Origin of the sequence: Aureisphaera galaxeae, assembly GCF_028561275.1 — a bacterium.
Taxonomy (GTDB): domain Bacteria; phylum Bacteroidota; class Bacteroidia; order Flavobacteriales; family Flavobacteriaceae; genus Aureisphaera; species Aureisphaera galaxeae.
Genome location: NZ_JAQQTF010000004.1, coordinates 158516 through 172904, shown reverse-complemented (window position 1 = coordinate 172904; position 14389 = coordinate 158516). Strand labels below are relative to the sequence as shown.

The 14389-nt window shown below is 42.1% G+C and carries 17 protein-coding genes and 1 tRNA gene; 15 read left to right on the top strand and 3 right to left on the bottom strand.

What is annotated here, in order from left to right; all coding sequences use genetic code 11:
- Positions 1 to 77: 77 nt before the first annotated feature.
- Positions 78 to 572 (top strand): nuclear transport factor 2 family protein, encoded by a 495-nt coding sequence (locus POV27_RS05590; protein ID WP_272861756.1) that lies wholly within the window; start codon positions 78 to 80, stop codon positions 570 to 572.
- Positions 573 to 628: 56 nt separating this feature from the next.
- Here the strand turns inward: POV27_RS05590 and trxB are convergent, their stop codons facing one another.
- Together trxB and POV27_RS05580 are read right to left on the bottom strand one after the other, a co-directional pair.
- A complete protein-coding gene (gene trxB / locus POV27_RS05585) occupies positions 629 to 1597 on the bottom strand; it encodes a thioredoxin-disulfide reductase (protein ID WP_272861755.1) in 969 nt (322 codons plus the stop codon).
- Positions 1598 to 1700: 103 nt separating this feature from the next.
- The gene (locus tag POV27_RS05580) at positions 1701 to 2153 is read right to left on the bottom strand and encodes a methyltransferase family protein (RefSeq protein ID WP_272861754.1); all 453 of its coding nucleotides are present in this window, start codon (positions 2151 to 2153) and stop codon (positions 1701 to 1703) included.
- Between the two features lie 280 nt (positions 2154 to 2433).
- On the opposite strand from POV27_RS05580, the gene POV27_RS05575 reads away from it, so the two are divergent.
- The 5 genes from POV27_RS05575 (at position 2434) to POV27_RS05555 (ending at position 4543) form a co-directional block, all read left to right on the top strand.
- On the top strand, positions 2434 to 3000 hold the full coding sequence (locus POV27_RS05575) for an RNA polymerase sigma factor (protein ID WP_272861753.1): 567 nt from the start codon (positions 2434 to 2436) through the stop codon (positions 2998 to 3000).
- A gap of 1 nt (position 3001) precedes the next feature.
- The gene (locus tag POV27_RS05570; protein WP_272861752.1) at positions 3002 to 3187 is read left to right on the top strand and encodes a hypothetical protein; all 186 of its coding nucleotides are present in this window, start codon (positions 3002 to 3004) and stop codon (positions 3185 to 3187) included.
- Between the two features lie 10 nt (positions 3188 to 3197).
- Positions 3198 to 4037, top strand: coding sequence for a mechanosensitive ion channel family protein (locus POV27_RS05565; protein ID WP_272861751.1), 840 nt, complete (start codon positions 3198 to 3200; stop codon positions 4035 to 4037).
- A gap of 105 nt (positions 4038 to 4142) precedes the next feature.
- Entirely contained in the window at positions 4143 to 4271 is a 129-nt protein-coding gene (locus POV27_RS05560; protein ID WP_272861750.1) for a hypothetical protein, read from the top strand.
- Positions 4272 to 4465: 194 nt separating this feature from the next.
- Positions 4466 to 4543 (top strand) — tRNA-Pro (locus tag POV27_RS05555).
- 125 nt (positions 4544 to 4668) lie between these two features.
- Here POV27_RS05555 and POV27_RS05550 read toward each other — a convergent pair.
- Positions 4669 to 5343 carry a DUF6090 family protein gene (locus POV27_RS05550; RefSeq protein ID WP_272861749.1) on the bottom strand — a complete coding sequence of 225 codons (675 nt, stop codon included), beginning with the start codon at positions 5341 to 5343 and terminating at the stop codon, positions 4669 to 4671.
- 201 nt (positions 5344 to 5544) lie between these two features.
- Between POV27_RS05550 and POV27_RS05545 the strand changes: the two genes are divergently transcribed.
- From POV27_RS05545 to scpA, 9 genes are all read left to right on the top strand, one after another.
- Positions 5545 to 6909 carry a tail fiber domain-containing protein gene (locus tag POV27_RS05545; RefSeq protein WP_272861748.1) on the top strand — a complete coding sequence of 455 codons (1365 nt, stop codon included), beginning with the start codon at positions 5545 to 5547 and terminating at the stop codon, positions 6907 to 6909.
- 132 nt (positions 6910 to 7041) lie between these two features.
- Positions 7042 to 8163, top strand: a complete 1122-nt coding sequence (locus POV27_RS05540; protein ID WP_272861747.1) for a PQQ-dependent sugar dehydrogenase — start codon at positions 7042 to 7044, stop codon at positions 8161 to 8163.
- A gap of 5 nt (positions 8164 to 8168) precedes the next feature.
- Entirely contained in the window at positions 8169 to 8618 is a 450-nt protein-coding gene (locus tag POV27_RS05535) for a c-type cytochrome (RefSeq protein WP_272861746.1), read from the top strand.
- Positions 8619 to 8678: 60 nt separating this feature from the next.
- Positions 8679 to 9287 (top strand): uridine kinase, encoded by a 609-nt coding sequence (gene udk, locus POV27_RS05530; RefSeq protein WP_272861745.1) that lies wholly within the window; start codon positions 8679 to 8681, stop codon positions 9285 to 9287.
- Between the two features lie 6 nt (positions 9288 to 9293).
- Entirely contained in the window at positions 9294 to 9629 is a 336-nt protein-coding gene (locus POV27_RS05525; RefSeq protein ID WP_272861744.1) for an FtsB family cell division protein, read from the top strand.
- Positions 9622 to 10998, top strand: coding sequence for a methylmalonyl-CoA mutase subunit beta (locus tag POV27_RS05520; RefSeq protein WP_272861743.1), 1377 nt, complete (start codon positions 9622 to 9624; stop codon positions 10996 to 10998). Before POV27_RS05525 ends, POV27_RS05520 begins: the two co-directional genes overlap by 8 nt.
- Positions 10991 to 11584, top strand: coding sequence for a hypothetical protein (locus POV27_RS05515; RefSeq protein ID WP_272861742.1), 594 nt, complete (start codon positions 10991 to 10993; stop codon positions 11582 to 11584). Before POV27_RS05520 ends, POV27_RS05515 begins: the two co-directional genes overlap by 8 nt.
- Entirely contained in the window at positions 11577 to 12218 is a 642-nt protein-coding gene (locus tag POV27_RS05510; RefSeq protein ID WP_272861741.1) for a hypothetical protein, read from the top strand. The genes POV27_RS05515 and POV27_RS05510 overlap by 8 nt, the downstream gene beginning before the upstream one ends.
- On the top strand, positions 12218 to 14353 hold the full coding sequence (gene scpA, locus POV27_RS05505) for a methylmalonyl-CoA mutase (RefSeq protein ID WP_272861740.1): 2136 nt from the start codon (positions 12218 to 12220) through the stop codon (positions 14351 to 14353). Before POV27_RS05510 ends, scpA begins: the two co-directional genes overlap by 1 nt.
- The last annotated feature ends 36 nt before the right edge of the window (positions 14354 to 14389 follow it).

Below are 14389 nucleotides of genomic sequence, written 5' to 3'. Positions count from 1 at the left end.
GACTAACCACCCTTTATAAAACCCCTTAGTGGAGTCCATAGCGCTTTGGGGTTTTCCCTTTTTTAAAACTGAATATTATGAGAAGACATTATATCATGGTCTTAGCCTTGCTATTGACCTCCCTATCCCTCCATGCCCAACGTGAAGTTTCGGAAGAACTGAAACAAACCTTTATGAAAAAGGACAGCATCCTGTTTGATGAGGGCTTTAATAAATGCAACCTGAAATTATTGGAAACGCAGCTTACCGACGATTTGGAGTTTTATCACGACATCGGTGGTCTTTCCGACAAACAAGGTTTCATGGATGCCATGGCCAAAAACATTTGTGGAAACCCACAACGTACCTACAAAAGAAAGTTGATTCCCGAGACCCATGAATTATTTCCTTTATACAATAATGGTAAACTTTATGGAATGATTCAACGAGGAAAGCATGAGTTCTTTGAGGCAGAAAAAGGCGGTACAGAATTCCGGAGAACCGGTTCTGCCCTTTTTACCTCCCTTTGGATAAAGATAGAAGACAAGTGGTTGTTAAAGCGGGCCTATAGTTTTGATCATGGCCCCAATTAAAAAAAGCCGAAGCAAATGCTTCGGCTTTTTCTTTATTTCAAATCACCAGACTTTAATTAAGCGTCTACCGGTTCTTTACTTTCTACAGCTGCCAAATAACGCTCAGCATCCAAGGCTGCCATACAACCGGTTCCTGCAGCGGTAACGGCTTGACGGTATTCCTTATCCTGAACATCTCCACTGGCAAAAACACCGGGCTTGTTGGTCTTGGTCGACTTTCCTTCGGTGATAATGTATCCCGTGTCGTCCATGTCTATCTGTCCTTTAAAAATATCGGTATTGGGTTTGTGACCAATCGCGATAAATAATCCGGTAATTTCTATTTCCTCCTTTTCACCTGTTGCATTGTTCTTCATGCGAAGTCCTTCCACAACCATATCTCCGATTACCTCATCTACTTCGGTATTGTATCTAAGGTCGATATTCTTCATAGCGTTTACCCTGTGCTGCATAGCTTTAGAAGCTCTCATTTCATCACGACGCACTAACATAGTTACCTTGTTACAAATATTGGCAAGATAAGTGGCCTCTTCGGCTGCGGTATCTCCTCCTCCTACAATGGCAACATCTTGTCCCTTGTAAAAGAATCCATCGCAAACAGCGCAGGCAGAAACACCTCCACCACGCAGTCGTTGTTCACTTTCCAATCCTAAGTACTTCGCAGTAGCTCCCGTGGAAATGATCACAGTTTCAGCTTCGATTTCGGTTTTACCGTCTACGGTCACTTTATGGATCCCTCCCATTTCATCGCTCAAATCAACGGAAGTTACCATTCCTATGCGTACTTCGGTACCGAAGCGCTCTGCTTGTTGTTGCAACTGTACCATCATGGTAGGACCATCGATCCCCTCGGGGTATCCCGGGAAGTTATCTACCTCTGTAGTAGTGGTTAACTGTCCACCTGGCTCCATTCCCGTGTACATAATAGGTTTAAGATCTGCTCGGGCGGCATAAATAGCAGCTGTATATCCAGCGGGTCCCGAACCTATAATCAAACATTTTATTCTTTCGATTGTATCTGACATAACATTAAATTCTTCAGTAAAATATTACGATGTAAAAGTAGTAACTTTAGGCAAAACCTTACACGAAAGTTATTAAGAAAAACAATGGGGTTATTAATAATTGCTATGACCTTCTTTTCGGAAAAAACCGGCCCGTAGATTTCATATAATCCTTATAATCGACAAAACGTTCATTGAGCAAGCGTTCCTCGAAACTACTTTTAAAATATAGCACTACCCAAAGGATCGCCGTCACCAACAATTTAAAAACAGAAATAAGATATATAGCATACGCCATCATGGACAATAGTATTCCGGCGTAAATGGGGTGTCGAATGTATTTGTAGATCCCCGAGGATATCATGGTAGAATTCGATTTGGGTGAGGGAAACGGGGTAAGGTTTTCATTCAAATTGAGGATTCCAAAAAAGAGAATAACGATTCCCAATGCAATGACACCAATGAGAATATAACACACCCAAGAGGGCCAATAGGCAAAGAAAAGAGGCCATTCGATCCCAAAATAGGCAGCAAAAAGCAGGAACTGGGTGATAACGAAAAGGATATCCTTTTTCAACGATTTCAAAATTTGAAAAACCAAAAATAACCAAATTTGTTAAAATTTAAGTGCGGTATCCCCTCACATTCAATTCTTCCCAATAACTCTATAGTTTCTATGGGTTTACGCGGCTTAGATTTCTTTACCCCATATAACTACCACTTATCGAAAACACAAATACGGCGGGTACAGCCTGCCGGATATCTACGGATATTGATTTCCGATAAAAAGTAACTCCAAAAAGTGACTTTTATTGGAAGACTTGTGTCTAAACTAGAATAATGGAAAGAAAGACCCTTTGAGATTGCCCTATGCAGATACGTCCATAACCGATGAAGAACTGGTATCGAAAATCGTGGCTACCAAGGACTCCGAACTATTTGCAGTCCTTTACGATAGATATGCCAAGCTGGTTTATAATAAATGCCTCAGTTTTTCGAAATCCAAGGAAGAAGCCCATGACCTTACACATGACATTTTTGTGCTGCTCTTTGTGAAGTTGAAGACATTCAAGGGAAAATCGAAGTTTTCCACTTGGCTTTATTCCATGACCTATAATTTCTGTGTGAACTATGTACAAAGGGAAAAAAAGAAAAGAGAAGAAAAAATCTTGGTTACCGATTCCATTGGGGACTACGAAAAGGCTCAAGTGAGCGATTTAGAATTGTTTTCGGTTCCTGCGGAAACCTTGGAAAAGGCATTGAATCTATGCAAACCGGAAGACAAAATGATTTTACTGTTGAAGTACCAAGACGAATTGCCCATTAAAGAAATAGCAACGGCGTTAGGATTGGGAGAAAGCGCGGTTAAAATGAGAATTAATCGAGCCAAAGCCCGAATTATCGAAATATATAAATCCCTCTAAAATGACAAACCCCTTCAAAAAATTAATACGCAACGAGGAACTTCCAGAATTCCTGAAGCAGAAAGTCATGGACGATTTAGAGTTCATTAAGCTGTCCATGGAATTTGCGGATCTCTTCGCTATTAAGTACCCAGAAACCATTAATAGCATTCTGAAGACGACCCGAAATAATCCGAACAATCAATAACCATCCCATTATGAAAGACCTGTTTAATGTAGAATCATTGGACAAATTGATGTCCCAATTAAAAGAAATACTTCCGTTGATCCTTGGTGCCCTCCTTTTCTTCATTGGCTCTTGGATCCTTTTAAAAATCATCCTCTTTATCGTGCGAAAATCACTGAAGATAGCGAAGATCGACACCCTCACTTCCCGAATCATAGAGAACGAAAACCTATTCGGCTCCTCTTTGCAGTTTAGCCCTTCCACGATCATTTTGGGATTTGTGAAATGGTTTATGATTTTGGTTCTTATCATTTTGGGTTCCGATCTGCTAGGGCTTACGATGGTATCGCAAGAAGTGGGAAAATTGGTAAGTTATCTACCTAGAATATTCAGTGCTTTTGTCATTTTAGGCTTTGGCTTATACCTTGCGACTTTGGCAAAAAGATCCATTCAAGGGATTATGAAGTCCTTCGATCTAAGTGGTTCCCGAATTGTGAGTGCTCTTATATTCTATGTTATTGTAATCATTACTGGGATTACGTCCTTAAATCAGGCAGGGATAAATACCGAAATCATTACCAAGAACCTTTCCATCATTTTAGGAGCCATTCTGGCTACGTTTACCATCGCTATGGGATTGGGTTCCCGCGATATCGTAACACGTCTCATCCTTGGTTTCTACACCCGCAAAAACTTTACTGTAGGCCAGCATATTAAAATCGATGGATTTGTAGGCAAGATAGAATCAATAGACAATATCTGTATTACCCTTTCTAATGGGGAAGAAAGAAAAATTTACCCCATTAAAATGGTAGCGAACAAGAAGATTGAAGTGTTGAACAGACAGGAACAGAAAAAAAATTTGGAGTAGTATGTGACTTTTGGGTAAACCCCGTGTCACAATAATTAAAGAGCTTAACCTACGGAGTTGAATATGGTGTTGACGATTATTCTGATATGTTTTCAATTTGTTGCAATGATCATTCTTATTGTGTGGTTGGTGGGAATAGGAAAGCAAAATGTTGCTTTTAAGAAAGACCTCAATGAAGAGCCTACCGCATTTAAGGATACTACCGTAAACAAGACGAATAATGACTTTTCATAGTCACTCTACTTTTTAGGTTAATTACTTCTTTTCATGGGTCAAGTTAAGAAGTGTGTGAGAGGATCCGGCACCCAGCTGGATCCTTTTTTTATTTATATCATTAGTTATATTGCCGAACTCCATAAAATGATTATTTTTGCTGACGTTTTTCACAAACTGGGGATCGAAGATTCCTTAGTGAAAATTAATTTTTTCGGGATGTGGCGCAGCCCGGTTAGCGCACACGCCTGGGGGGCGTGGGGTCGCAGGTTCAAATCCTGTCATCCCGACCAATAAAAGTCGAGCATAATGCTCGACTTTTTTATTTCCACGAACTACGAAAGCTCGCTTTCTAAACTGAGTTGGAATAAAAATGCTGAAAAACAAAGTTCTTCTGCTTTTGTTAAGCAACAATCCACTATTGTACCCCTGACAAACGCACCATTTCCTTCAAATTTTGCTCAATGGATTCTTCTTCCATAGCGTTCAATATGGTTGTGATATAAAACCGTCTACGAGCTATCATATTCAAAAAACGAAGGTCCTTGCAAAGGGCTATATTTTTAGGATTCGATGGATCTGTAAAATCCCCATGGGTAATGATGAAAGGTTCTACTTGATTTTTCCAAAGGGTACGGGAGTTATCCTCCTCTTCCTTAAAATCTTTCAATACATCCCTCCAAGTAATAATGTAATTGCGCAAGGAATCATTCCGTATGAGTTGAATCTCCCCTGTACTTAAAAGAGATGCTACCACACCATTGGAAGGGTCGAACGTAATACCGCGAAACATCCCAGGGCCGTACCTCATGATAGAATCAAGAGAAGCTTTCTCTTCCATCGTATCAACATTGCGCAACACTACCCTGCATGCGTTCAAAGATTGCAGGTAGGCCTGTTTGTTTTCTTCGAATTGTTTGAGGTTTTCTTTGGATTCCTTATGAAGTTCGGCCAACAAAGCCCTTTCCTTGGATCTGTTTTTCCGTTCTTCATTCCATCCATTAATTTGTATGGCAATGAGAATACCGATAACAACAAGGACAATTTCACCCAAAGCATAGAGAACATACCTATTAAACTTGTTCTTGGACAACAAACCTCTTCTAATTTTTCGAAAAAAAGCAATCATAACACTTCAAAATAGAGCCTCCAAAATACAACTCTTGAAATTAGCAAGCCTAGCGAAACTCCAAAAGATCCCGATAAATAACACTTAGAAAAATAACGAATCTGAAATCCGACTTGTAAGTTTTTACGTACATGATCATGTAACCCTATCGAAAACATGTACAAAATGGAAACAAATGCAACAAAGTTTATTTACGTACTTATCGCTTTATTCATTACATGCTCCTCCCTATTTGCACAGGTAGGTATAGGTACCACAATGCCTGATGCAAGTTCTGCCTTAGACATTAACGTGGCTAACAAAGGATTACTCATACCCCGTATTGCTTTAACGGGAACAGATGATACCACGACCATTGTTAGTCCAGCCACTTCACTACTGGTTTACAATACAGTTACTTCAGGAAGTGGTGCTACGGCTGTGTCACCCGGTTTTTATTTCTTCGATGGAACGGAATGGAGTTCTTTTTCCAATGCGACCACCAATGAGGATTGGAGCCTTAACGGAAATGCAGGAACGAATGTAAATACAAACTATTTGGGCACCTCGGACGATCAAGAACTTAACCTTGCGACCAATGCCACTCCCAGACTGCGTATAGACAACAATAATTTTCAGGTAAAGGCGATGGGAAATGGTTCCCAAAACCGTCCTTTCTATACATGGTTCAATGATGTGAATACAGGAATATGGCGGAAAGGGGTCGATCAACTTGCGTTGGGTGCAGGAAACTTGGAGTTCATCACACTTTCCGAAAGTAATAGTAACCCTAGTGAATTGATCATTAACGAAAACAGTGATTCCGATTTCGATGTAAACATAAAAGGCGCTACCGAAGACAACCTATTTGTCGTTGATGGTTCTGCTAACACAATCGGAATTGGCAAATCGAACCCTACAAGCCGATTGGATGTATATTCCGACTCTGGGTTTGCGATTAACAGCAGTGGCCGCATTAAAGGGATTTTCTCCAGATCCCAAACCGCGAATATCGGATCCTCGGGAGGCTCTTTTATTTTGGACACAGATGCCAGTACCAGTAATGGCCATCTTGCCGAAGGAGTCATGGCGGGGGTATTGGTAGATGGCAGTATAGTAGGCGCCTACGGAAGGGTATACCGTCCAGACAACAACTGGGGCGTATATACCGTAAACAATTCGGTTGCCTTGCAATACTTCACCTTTTCCGATAGAAGACTGAAAACCAATATTGCTTCCCTAGAGAATGCTACAGAAAAAATTATGTCCCTGCGGCCGGTAACCTACCTGTGGGACTCGAAAAAGCATCCTTCCTTTGGAGGGGATACCCGAAAACAAATAGGGTTCATTGCCCAGGAAATGGAAGAAGTGTTCCCGGAGTTGATCAATAAATCTTCTGTAGTGCTGCCCGATGAAAATGGTAATCACACCGAAGAAAAATTCGATGCCGTAAGCTATGATGGGCTTATTCCGGTGCTAACCAAAGCTCTTCAGGAGCAGCAAAAGTTAATCGAAGAGCTTACCGCTCGTATCGAAGCATTGGAAAAGTAACGATCACCCTTTTTTGCCCTTTTTGCCCGTTGGTCCTTGCCAACGGGTTTTCTTTTCAGAAAAACTTAACAGCGCATTGTCCTTTCAACAAGGGCATATTTGTTACTTTTAGGTGATACAATAAAAACCACAATGAAATCCCTTTCCTTGTTTTTGCTTTTGGCCTTTGCACTTCAGGGCTGTGCCCAACCGAAAAAGAACGAATCGGTGGCCATATCTTCAGAAAACATTCAAAAATACACCATAGAGACTGTGGTTAGTGGGCTGAACAATCCTTGGGGCATGACATGGCTCCCGGATGGCAGTATGCTTATTACCGAAAAAAGCGGTTCCCTGATTCACTTTGAAAACGGCACCAAAACAAAAATTGAAAACGTACCGGATATCTATGTACGAGGACAGGGCGGATTTATGGATGTAGAGTTGCATCCCAACTACGCCGAAAATGGATGGATCTATTTTACCCATGCTTCTTCGGAAGGTAGCGGACAAGGAGGGAATACCAAGGTCATTCGCGCACAATTGAACAATAATCAACTTACCAATATAGAAAGCCTTTACAAAGCCGAACCCAATAGCCGAAGGGGGCAGCACTTTGGCTCACGGATTGAATTCGACAATGAAGGATACCTTTATTTCTCTGTCGGGGATCGTGGCAATCGGGATGTAAATCCGCAAGACATTACTCGCGACAATGGGAAAATCTATCGTCTAAATGATGATGGAAGCATTCCCAACGACAATCCCTTTGTGGACGAAGCCAATGCCGTAAAAGCCATTTACTCCTATGGACATAGAAATCCGCAGGGAATGGCCAAACATCCCAAAACAGGAAAAATATGGACGCATGAACATGGGCCTAAAGGTGGTGATGAAATCAATGTGATAAAGAAAGGTGCCAATTTTGGATGGCCGGTTATTTCTTATGGCGTGAACTATAGTGGCTCCAAATTTACCGAAGAAACCGCTCGGCCGGGCATGGAACAGCCCGTATATTACTGGACACCTTCTATCGCTCCATGCGGAATGGACTTCGTAACAGGTGGAAAGTATCCCGAATGGGAAGGTCATCTCTTGGTGGGATCGCTTAAGTTCAACTATGTGGAATTGGTAAAACTGAACGGGGAAACCGTTACGGGCCGTGAAAAAATCGCCGACGGTGTGGGGCGTGTTCGGAATGTAAAAATGGGACCCGATGGTTTTGTGTACATTGCAATAGAAGGGCAGGGAATTGTTCGACTCCTTCCAAAATAGAATTCATGAAATTACTACTTATCATAGGGCTACCCATAACACTGTTGGCCTGCAAATTTAATAGTGAAGACACTTCGCAAACGACCACTTCCACTACCCCTATATCGAATATTCAGAACCCTTCACTAAAAGAGAGTATGGAGCGCGGCGGATTGGTCTACACGGACTTTTGCATGCAATGCCACCTGGCCAATGGTTATGGCGTACCGGGAAGCTTTCCTCCTTTGGCACAATCGGATTGGCTTACCGAAAAAAGAACCGAAAGCATTCATGCGGTAAAGTATGGACAGCAGGGGGAAATCACCGTAAATGGAAAAAAGTACAACAGTTACATGGCACCCATGGGATTGACCGATGAAGAGGTGGCCGACGTAATGAACTACATCATGAATTCGTGGGGCAATACCCAAACAAAAATGGTGACTCCAGCGGAGGTAAAAGCTGTTGAAAAATAAGAAATGCGGGCATAGGCATACATTTGCAAATCTCATTACCTTTGCACAAACGAATAATCTATGCTCATTATTGGTATAGCGGGTGGAACGGGAAGCGGAAAGACGACGGTTGTAGAACAAATTGTTGAAGAGTTCCCAAAAAATGAAGTCTGTGTTATTTCTCAGGATTCTTACTACCGAGACACTTCTCACCTTACGTATGACGAACGGGTACGTATCAATTTCGATCACCCGCAATCCATCGACTTCGAATTGCTGGTACAGCATTTAAGGGATCTAAAGAAAGGGAACGCCGTAGAGCAACCCGTGTATTCTTTTGTGGAACACAATAGAACAGGGGAAACAGTTACCTTCGAGCCTAAGAAAGTAGTCATCGTAGAAGGCATCCTAATTCTAACAAATAAAGATTTGAGAGAACTTTGCGATGTCAAGTTATACGTCCACGCCGATAGTGACGAGCGCTTAATACGACGCTTACGAAGGGACATGGCAGAAAGAGGAAGGGATTTAAACGAAGTGCTAAACCGTTACCAGAGCACACTAAAACCTATGCACGAGCAGTTTATAGAACCAACCAAGGAGTTTGCCGATATTATCATTCCGACGAATCGATACAATACGGTGGCCGTGCAGTTGTTGCGTAACATTATTCATCAAAAATTGGTGTAGCAAACAGTGAAGTTTTCCAAAATCTCAAAAAACAAATGGTTCAAGGTGCTAAGCGGCACTTATATTATTGTGGCCATTCTTTTTTTGGTTTGGAATTTTTACTTCGACGCCAACTCCTATTTCCTTCATAAAGAATTGCGGGAAGAGATTAATTCTTTGGAAGAGACCAAGGAATTCTATGAGGAAGAGATTAAGAAAGATAGAGCTTTTATAGAAAAAATGAAGGATAGTAATGAAGTGGAGAAATATGCGCGGGAAAAGTACTATCTGAAACGTGAAAATGAGGATATTTACATCATTGAACACGAAGACAGCCTAAAATTGAAATCGAAAAATGAGTAATTCGCTATTTCAGGAATTCGATGCAGTTTCTGCCAAGGCGTGGAAACAGAAAATACAGGTAGACTTAAAGGGTGCCGATTATAACGAAACCCTTATCTGGCAAAGCTTGGAAGGTATCCATGTAAAGCCCTTCTACCATGCCGATGAAGCCGAAACCCCAACCACTGGGATACCCGGACATCCCGGACATTGGGACATCGGGCAATCCATCTTTATAGATAAAGAGGAAGTCGCCTGCACTTTGGCATTAGATGCTGTTGCCAGAGGTGCAGAAGCCATTATTTTCCATGCAGACAAGGAGTTCCAAGTAGAAAAAGTATTGAAAGGATTCCCTTTTCAAGAAACCTCCCTTCATTTTCAGCTCAATTTCCTGAACAAGGACTTCTTTGCTTCCTTGATCAGTTACCTCACAAAAAACAAGGCGAAGGCTTTTTACCATGTGGATATTCTTGGGAATTTGGCACGAAGTGGTAATTGGTTTCATAACCTTACACAGGATCATGAAATCGTGGGAGCACTCCTAACGCAGTTTCCGGATGAAGCCTTGCTATCCATCGATACCTCCTTGTATCAAAATGCGGGAGCAAATAGGGTTCAGCAATTGGCCTATGGTATAGCCCATCTTAATGAATACCTGAATCATTATTTTGGAACGGGTTCCACGAATAACAATTTGAAAGTAACCTTCAACCTAGCCATTGGTCCCAATTACTTTTTTGAAATTGCCAAGATTAGGGCCCTTAGAAAACTGGTCTCCCTATTGGCTGCTGAATATGGGATTGCCATAGATTGTCATGTGGTTGCTATTCCGTCCAAACGGAATAAAACCCTGTATGACTACAATGTAAATATGCTACGTACCACCACCGAATGCATGAGTGCGGTCTTAGGCGGTGCCGATACAGTAAGCAATTTACCTTATGACGCTATCTATCATAAAAGCAACGAATTTGGAGAGCGCATTTCCCGCAATCAGTTGCTCATTCTAAAGGCCGAAAGCTATTTCGATATGGTAAGCAACGTGGCGGATGGTAGTTATTATGTGGAAAGCCTTACCGATCAGTTGGGCGAAAAAGCATTGGAACTGTTCAAGGAAATTGAAAAGAACGGAGGGCTTTTTCAGCAATTAAAGGCGGGAACCCTTCAGAAAAAAATAAAGGAAAGCGGCCAAAAAGAAGCACAACTGTTCGAAGATGGAACGTTGGTATTGGTAGGAACCAATAAGTACGAAAACCCCAACGACCGAATGGGCAATGACTTAGAATTGTTCCCTTTTGTAAAAACCAATCCCCGAAAGACACTCATCGAACCCATAATTGAAAGACGAATCCCCGAAACTCTGGAAAAACAACGACTGGAAAATGAATAAACTGCAATTCTGCCTAGTACTATTGGCAGCCCTATTTCTATTCCCCCAATGCGAAGAGCCATTGGAATACAAATACAAGGAAAGGCCCCTAAACATAAGCTGCGCCTCTGTAGATAATGACTTATTGCGTGAAGCCCTATATAGCTTTCAAGATGACATGGCCAAGAAATATAACGATCCCGACATCATTCTGGGAACAAAGAGTTCCTATATTCACTCCTACAGGCAGTACATTTATCGTGGAATGAATGGCCAAGCCCCTTACAAAGAAATGGCTTCTCCGTACACCCTTGAAATATTGGAAAAGTTGAAGAACGTGGAAGGCCTATGGGATATGGAACGTGAAGGTTCCCATCTTGATTATACAGGCGAATTCATGTCCTGTATTTTTGAAAATATTAAAGACGAAGAATTAAGAACAAGAATTAATAGCCTCGTAGAGGTAAATTACTTAACCCCTAAGAATGTAGCAGAAATAATGCGCCAAAATGTGAACAAAGCTTTTAACGATGAATATCTTGCTATTTACATTGCATTAGACGGCTACTACCAATACTTATTAGATATACCTACAGAAAATGAATAAACGAATATTACAAATCGCTAGTGGATTAATGATCCTTCTTTTTGCAAGTTCATGTCAGAACTTGGATAAAGAAATGAAGAACCTATGGGAAGAAGACGAAAAAGGAGAAGTGGTAGGCACCTACCACTATCTGGATGACCGCGGTATCAAACTATTTTTACCCGAAGCCTTTAAAAAGACTTCCATTTCAGAATACCAAACCATCCTCGACACTATTTTGGACAAAGAGTCGTATCGCTATGAAATTAAGCGCATCAACAAACTACAGGACATGGAAGGTGGATTTCACTTGTTTTTCGACAAGTACAGCAACTCTACCCTTTCAGTTAACAGTGTAGATTTTATGCCGCTGTCCAAAGATGAAGCCCAGCAATTTTTGAGCATCATGCGAAAGTCGCTGGAACAAGGTTTCGAGCATAAGAAGTTCAGCATTGAGAAAAAAAGTGCCAAATACAACGGAAACAGTAAAGAGCACATTTTCAAGGGAATTTATTTGGTCGAGGATAAGAAAATGAAAAGGGAGTTTTATAGCACTACCTACATTGTTACCTCGAATGAAAAAACTGTGATCTTCCAAATAACAACACCATATAAGGGTAACTTCGATCCGTTTATCACCAAAATCAATATGTAATGGGCAGAAAAGACCTGCAACACATACATTGGGAAAAGAATACCGATACTGCCAAATCCAACAATACTGTTGAAACTTTTAATACGGCAGAGGATATAGCGGTAAAATCTAAATATGAGGCAACGGACCTATCGTCTTTGGAACACCTCAACTTCGTAGCGGGAATTGCTCCCAATTTACGGGGACCCTATTCTACCATGTACGTGCGCAGGCCTTGGACCATTAGGCAATACGCTGGGTTCTCAACGGCAGAAGACAGTAACGCTTTCTACCGAAGAAATCTTGCCGCTGGGCAGAAAGGACTCTCTGTGGCCTTCGATTTGGCCACGCACCGCGGATATGATAGTGATCATCCGCGTGTGGTTGGCGATGTGGGAAAAGCCGGGGTTGCTATAGATAGTGTAGAGGACATGAAGATTTTGTTCGATCAGATTCCATTGGACAAAATGAGCGTTTCCATGACCATGAACGGAGCGGTTTTGCCCATCATGGCTTTTTATATCGTCGCTGCGGAAGAACAAGGGGTACCACATGAAGCCTTAGCGGGGACCATTCAGAATGACATTTTGAAGGAATTCATGGTGCGGAACACGTACATCTACCCACCTACACCTTCCATGAAGATCATCAGTGATATTTTCGAGTTCACCTCTCAAAATATGCCCAAGTTCAATTCCATATCCATTTCAGGATATCATATGCAGGAAGCTGGGGCTACCTGCGATATTGAATTGGCTTATACCCTAGCCGATGGATTGGAGTACATACGCACTGGAATTGCTGCAGGCATGGACATTGACAGCTTCGCGCCAAGACTATCCTTCTTTTGGGCCATAGGAATGAATCATTTCATGGAAATTGCAAAAATGAGAGCGGCACGTATGCTTTGGGCCAAATTGGTGAAACAATTCAATCCCAAGAATCCGAAGTCCCTTTCCCTAAGAACGCATTGCCAAACCAGTGGATGGAGTCTTACCGAGCAGGACCCTTTCAACAATGTGGCGCGGACGTGTATAGAAGCAGCGGCGGCGGCTTTTGGAGGTACCCAATCCTTGCATACCAATGCTTTGGATGAGGCCATTGCGCTTCCAACGGACTTTTCGGCACGAATCGCAAGAAATACGCAGATTTATCTTCAGGAGGAAACCCACATTACACGTACGGTAGACCCTTGGGCAGGTAGCTATTATATAGAATCCCTTACCCACGAAATAGCGGAAAAAGCTTGGAAGCTCATACAGGAGGTGGAAGAATTGGGCGGAATGACCAAGGCAATTGAAGCTGGTATTCCCAAATTGCGAATTGAAGAAGCTGCCGCCAGAAAACAGGCGCGTATCGATAGTGGACAGGATATCATTGTGGGGGTAAATCAATATCGTCTTGAAAAGGAAGATCCTTTACAGATTTTGGATGTGGACAACCAAAAGGTGCGTAAAGGACAAATGGAGCGATTGGAGCGTATCAAAGCCGAAAGAAACAGTGAAAAAGTAACGGAATGTTTGGCCCGTCTCACCGAATGTGCCAAGACAGGTGAAGGAAATTTACTAGCTTTAGCGGTAGATGCAGCCCGAGAACGGGCTACCTTAGGTGAAATAAGTGATGCCTTAGAAAGTGTTTTCGGCAGGTACAAGGCACAAATAAAATCATTTAGCGGCGTGTATAGCAAAGAAATAAAGAAGGACCCCTCATTTGAAAAGGCACGGGAATTGGCCAATAAATTTGCCGAACTGGAAGGCCGTCGTCCCCGTATCATGATTGCCAAAATGGGACAGGACGGACATGACCGTGGCGCCAAAGTAGTGGCTACTGGCTATGCCGATGTTGGATTCGATGTAGACATAGGCCCCTTATTCCAAACCCCTGCAGAAGCTGCACAACAAGCCATAGAGAATGACGTTCACATTCTAGGGGTGTCTTCGCTAGCAGCGGGACATAAGACCTTGGTTCCACAGGTGATTGCAGAAATGAAGAAATTGGGCCGTGAGGACATCATGGTGATCGTGGGTGGCGTGATTCCTGTTCAGGATTATGAATTCCTTTTCGAAGCAGGAGCCGTGGCCGTGTATGGCCCAGGAACCAAGATTAGCGATGCCGCTATCGAAATGTTAGAAATTTTAATCGATTCCGTAGCTTAAATCCGAGCAACCTTTTTCAATAACAAGAATCTCCTA

Bases quoted from the DNA above. Each gene is read 5' to 3' on its own strand.
- POV27_RS05590 (WP_272861756.1), top strand. From the start codon at position 78: ATGAGAAGACATTATATCATGGTCTTAGCCTTGCTATTGACCTCCCTA.
- trxB (WP_272861755.1), bottom strand. From the start codon at position 1,597: ATGTCAGATACAATCGAAAGAATAAAATGTTTGATTATAGGTTCGGGA.
- udk (WP_272861745.1), top strand. From the start codon at position 8,679: ATGCTCATTATTGGTATAGCGGGTGGAACGGGAAGCGGAAAGACGACG.
- POV27_RS05540 (WP_272861747.1), top strand. From the start codon at position 7,042: ATGAAATCCCTTTCCTTGTTTTTGCTTTTGGCCTTTGCACTTCAGGGC.
- POV27_RS05510 (WP_272861741.1), top strand. From the start codon at position 11,577: ATGAATAAACGAATATTACAAATCGCTAGTGGATTAATGATCCTTCTT.
- POV27_RS05515 (WP_272861742.1), top strand. From the start codon at position 10,991: ATGAATAAACTGCAATTCTGCCTAGTACTATTGGCAGCCCTATTTCTA.
- scpA (WP_272861740.1), top strand. From the start codon at position 12,218: ATGGGCAGAAAAGACCTGCAACACATACATTGGGAAAAGAATACCGAT.
- POV27_RS05535 (WP_272861746.1), top strand. From the start codon at position 8,169: ATGAAATTACTACTTATCATAGGGCTACCCATAACACTGTTGGCCTGC.
- POV27_RS05520 (WP_272861743.1), top strand. From the start codon at position 9,622: ATGAGTAATTCGCTATTTCAGGAATTCGATGCAGTTTCTGCCAAGGCG.
- POV27_RS05560 (WP_272861750.1), top strand. From the start codon at position 4,143: ATGATCATTCTTATTGTGTGGTTGGTGGGAATAGGAAAGCAAAATGTT.
- POV27_RS05545 (WP_272861748.1), top strand. From the start codon at position 5,545: ATGGAAACAAATGCAACAAAGTTTATTTACGTACTTATCGCTTTATTC.
- POV27_RS05570 (WP_272861752.1), top strand. From the start codon at position 3,002: ATGACAAACCCCTTCAAAAAATTAATACGCAACGAGGAACTTCCAGAA.
- POV27_RS05565 (WP_272861751.1), top strand. From the start codon at position 3,198: ATGAAAGACCTGTTTAATGTAGAATCATTGGACAAATTGATGTCCCAA.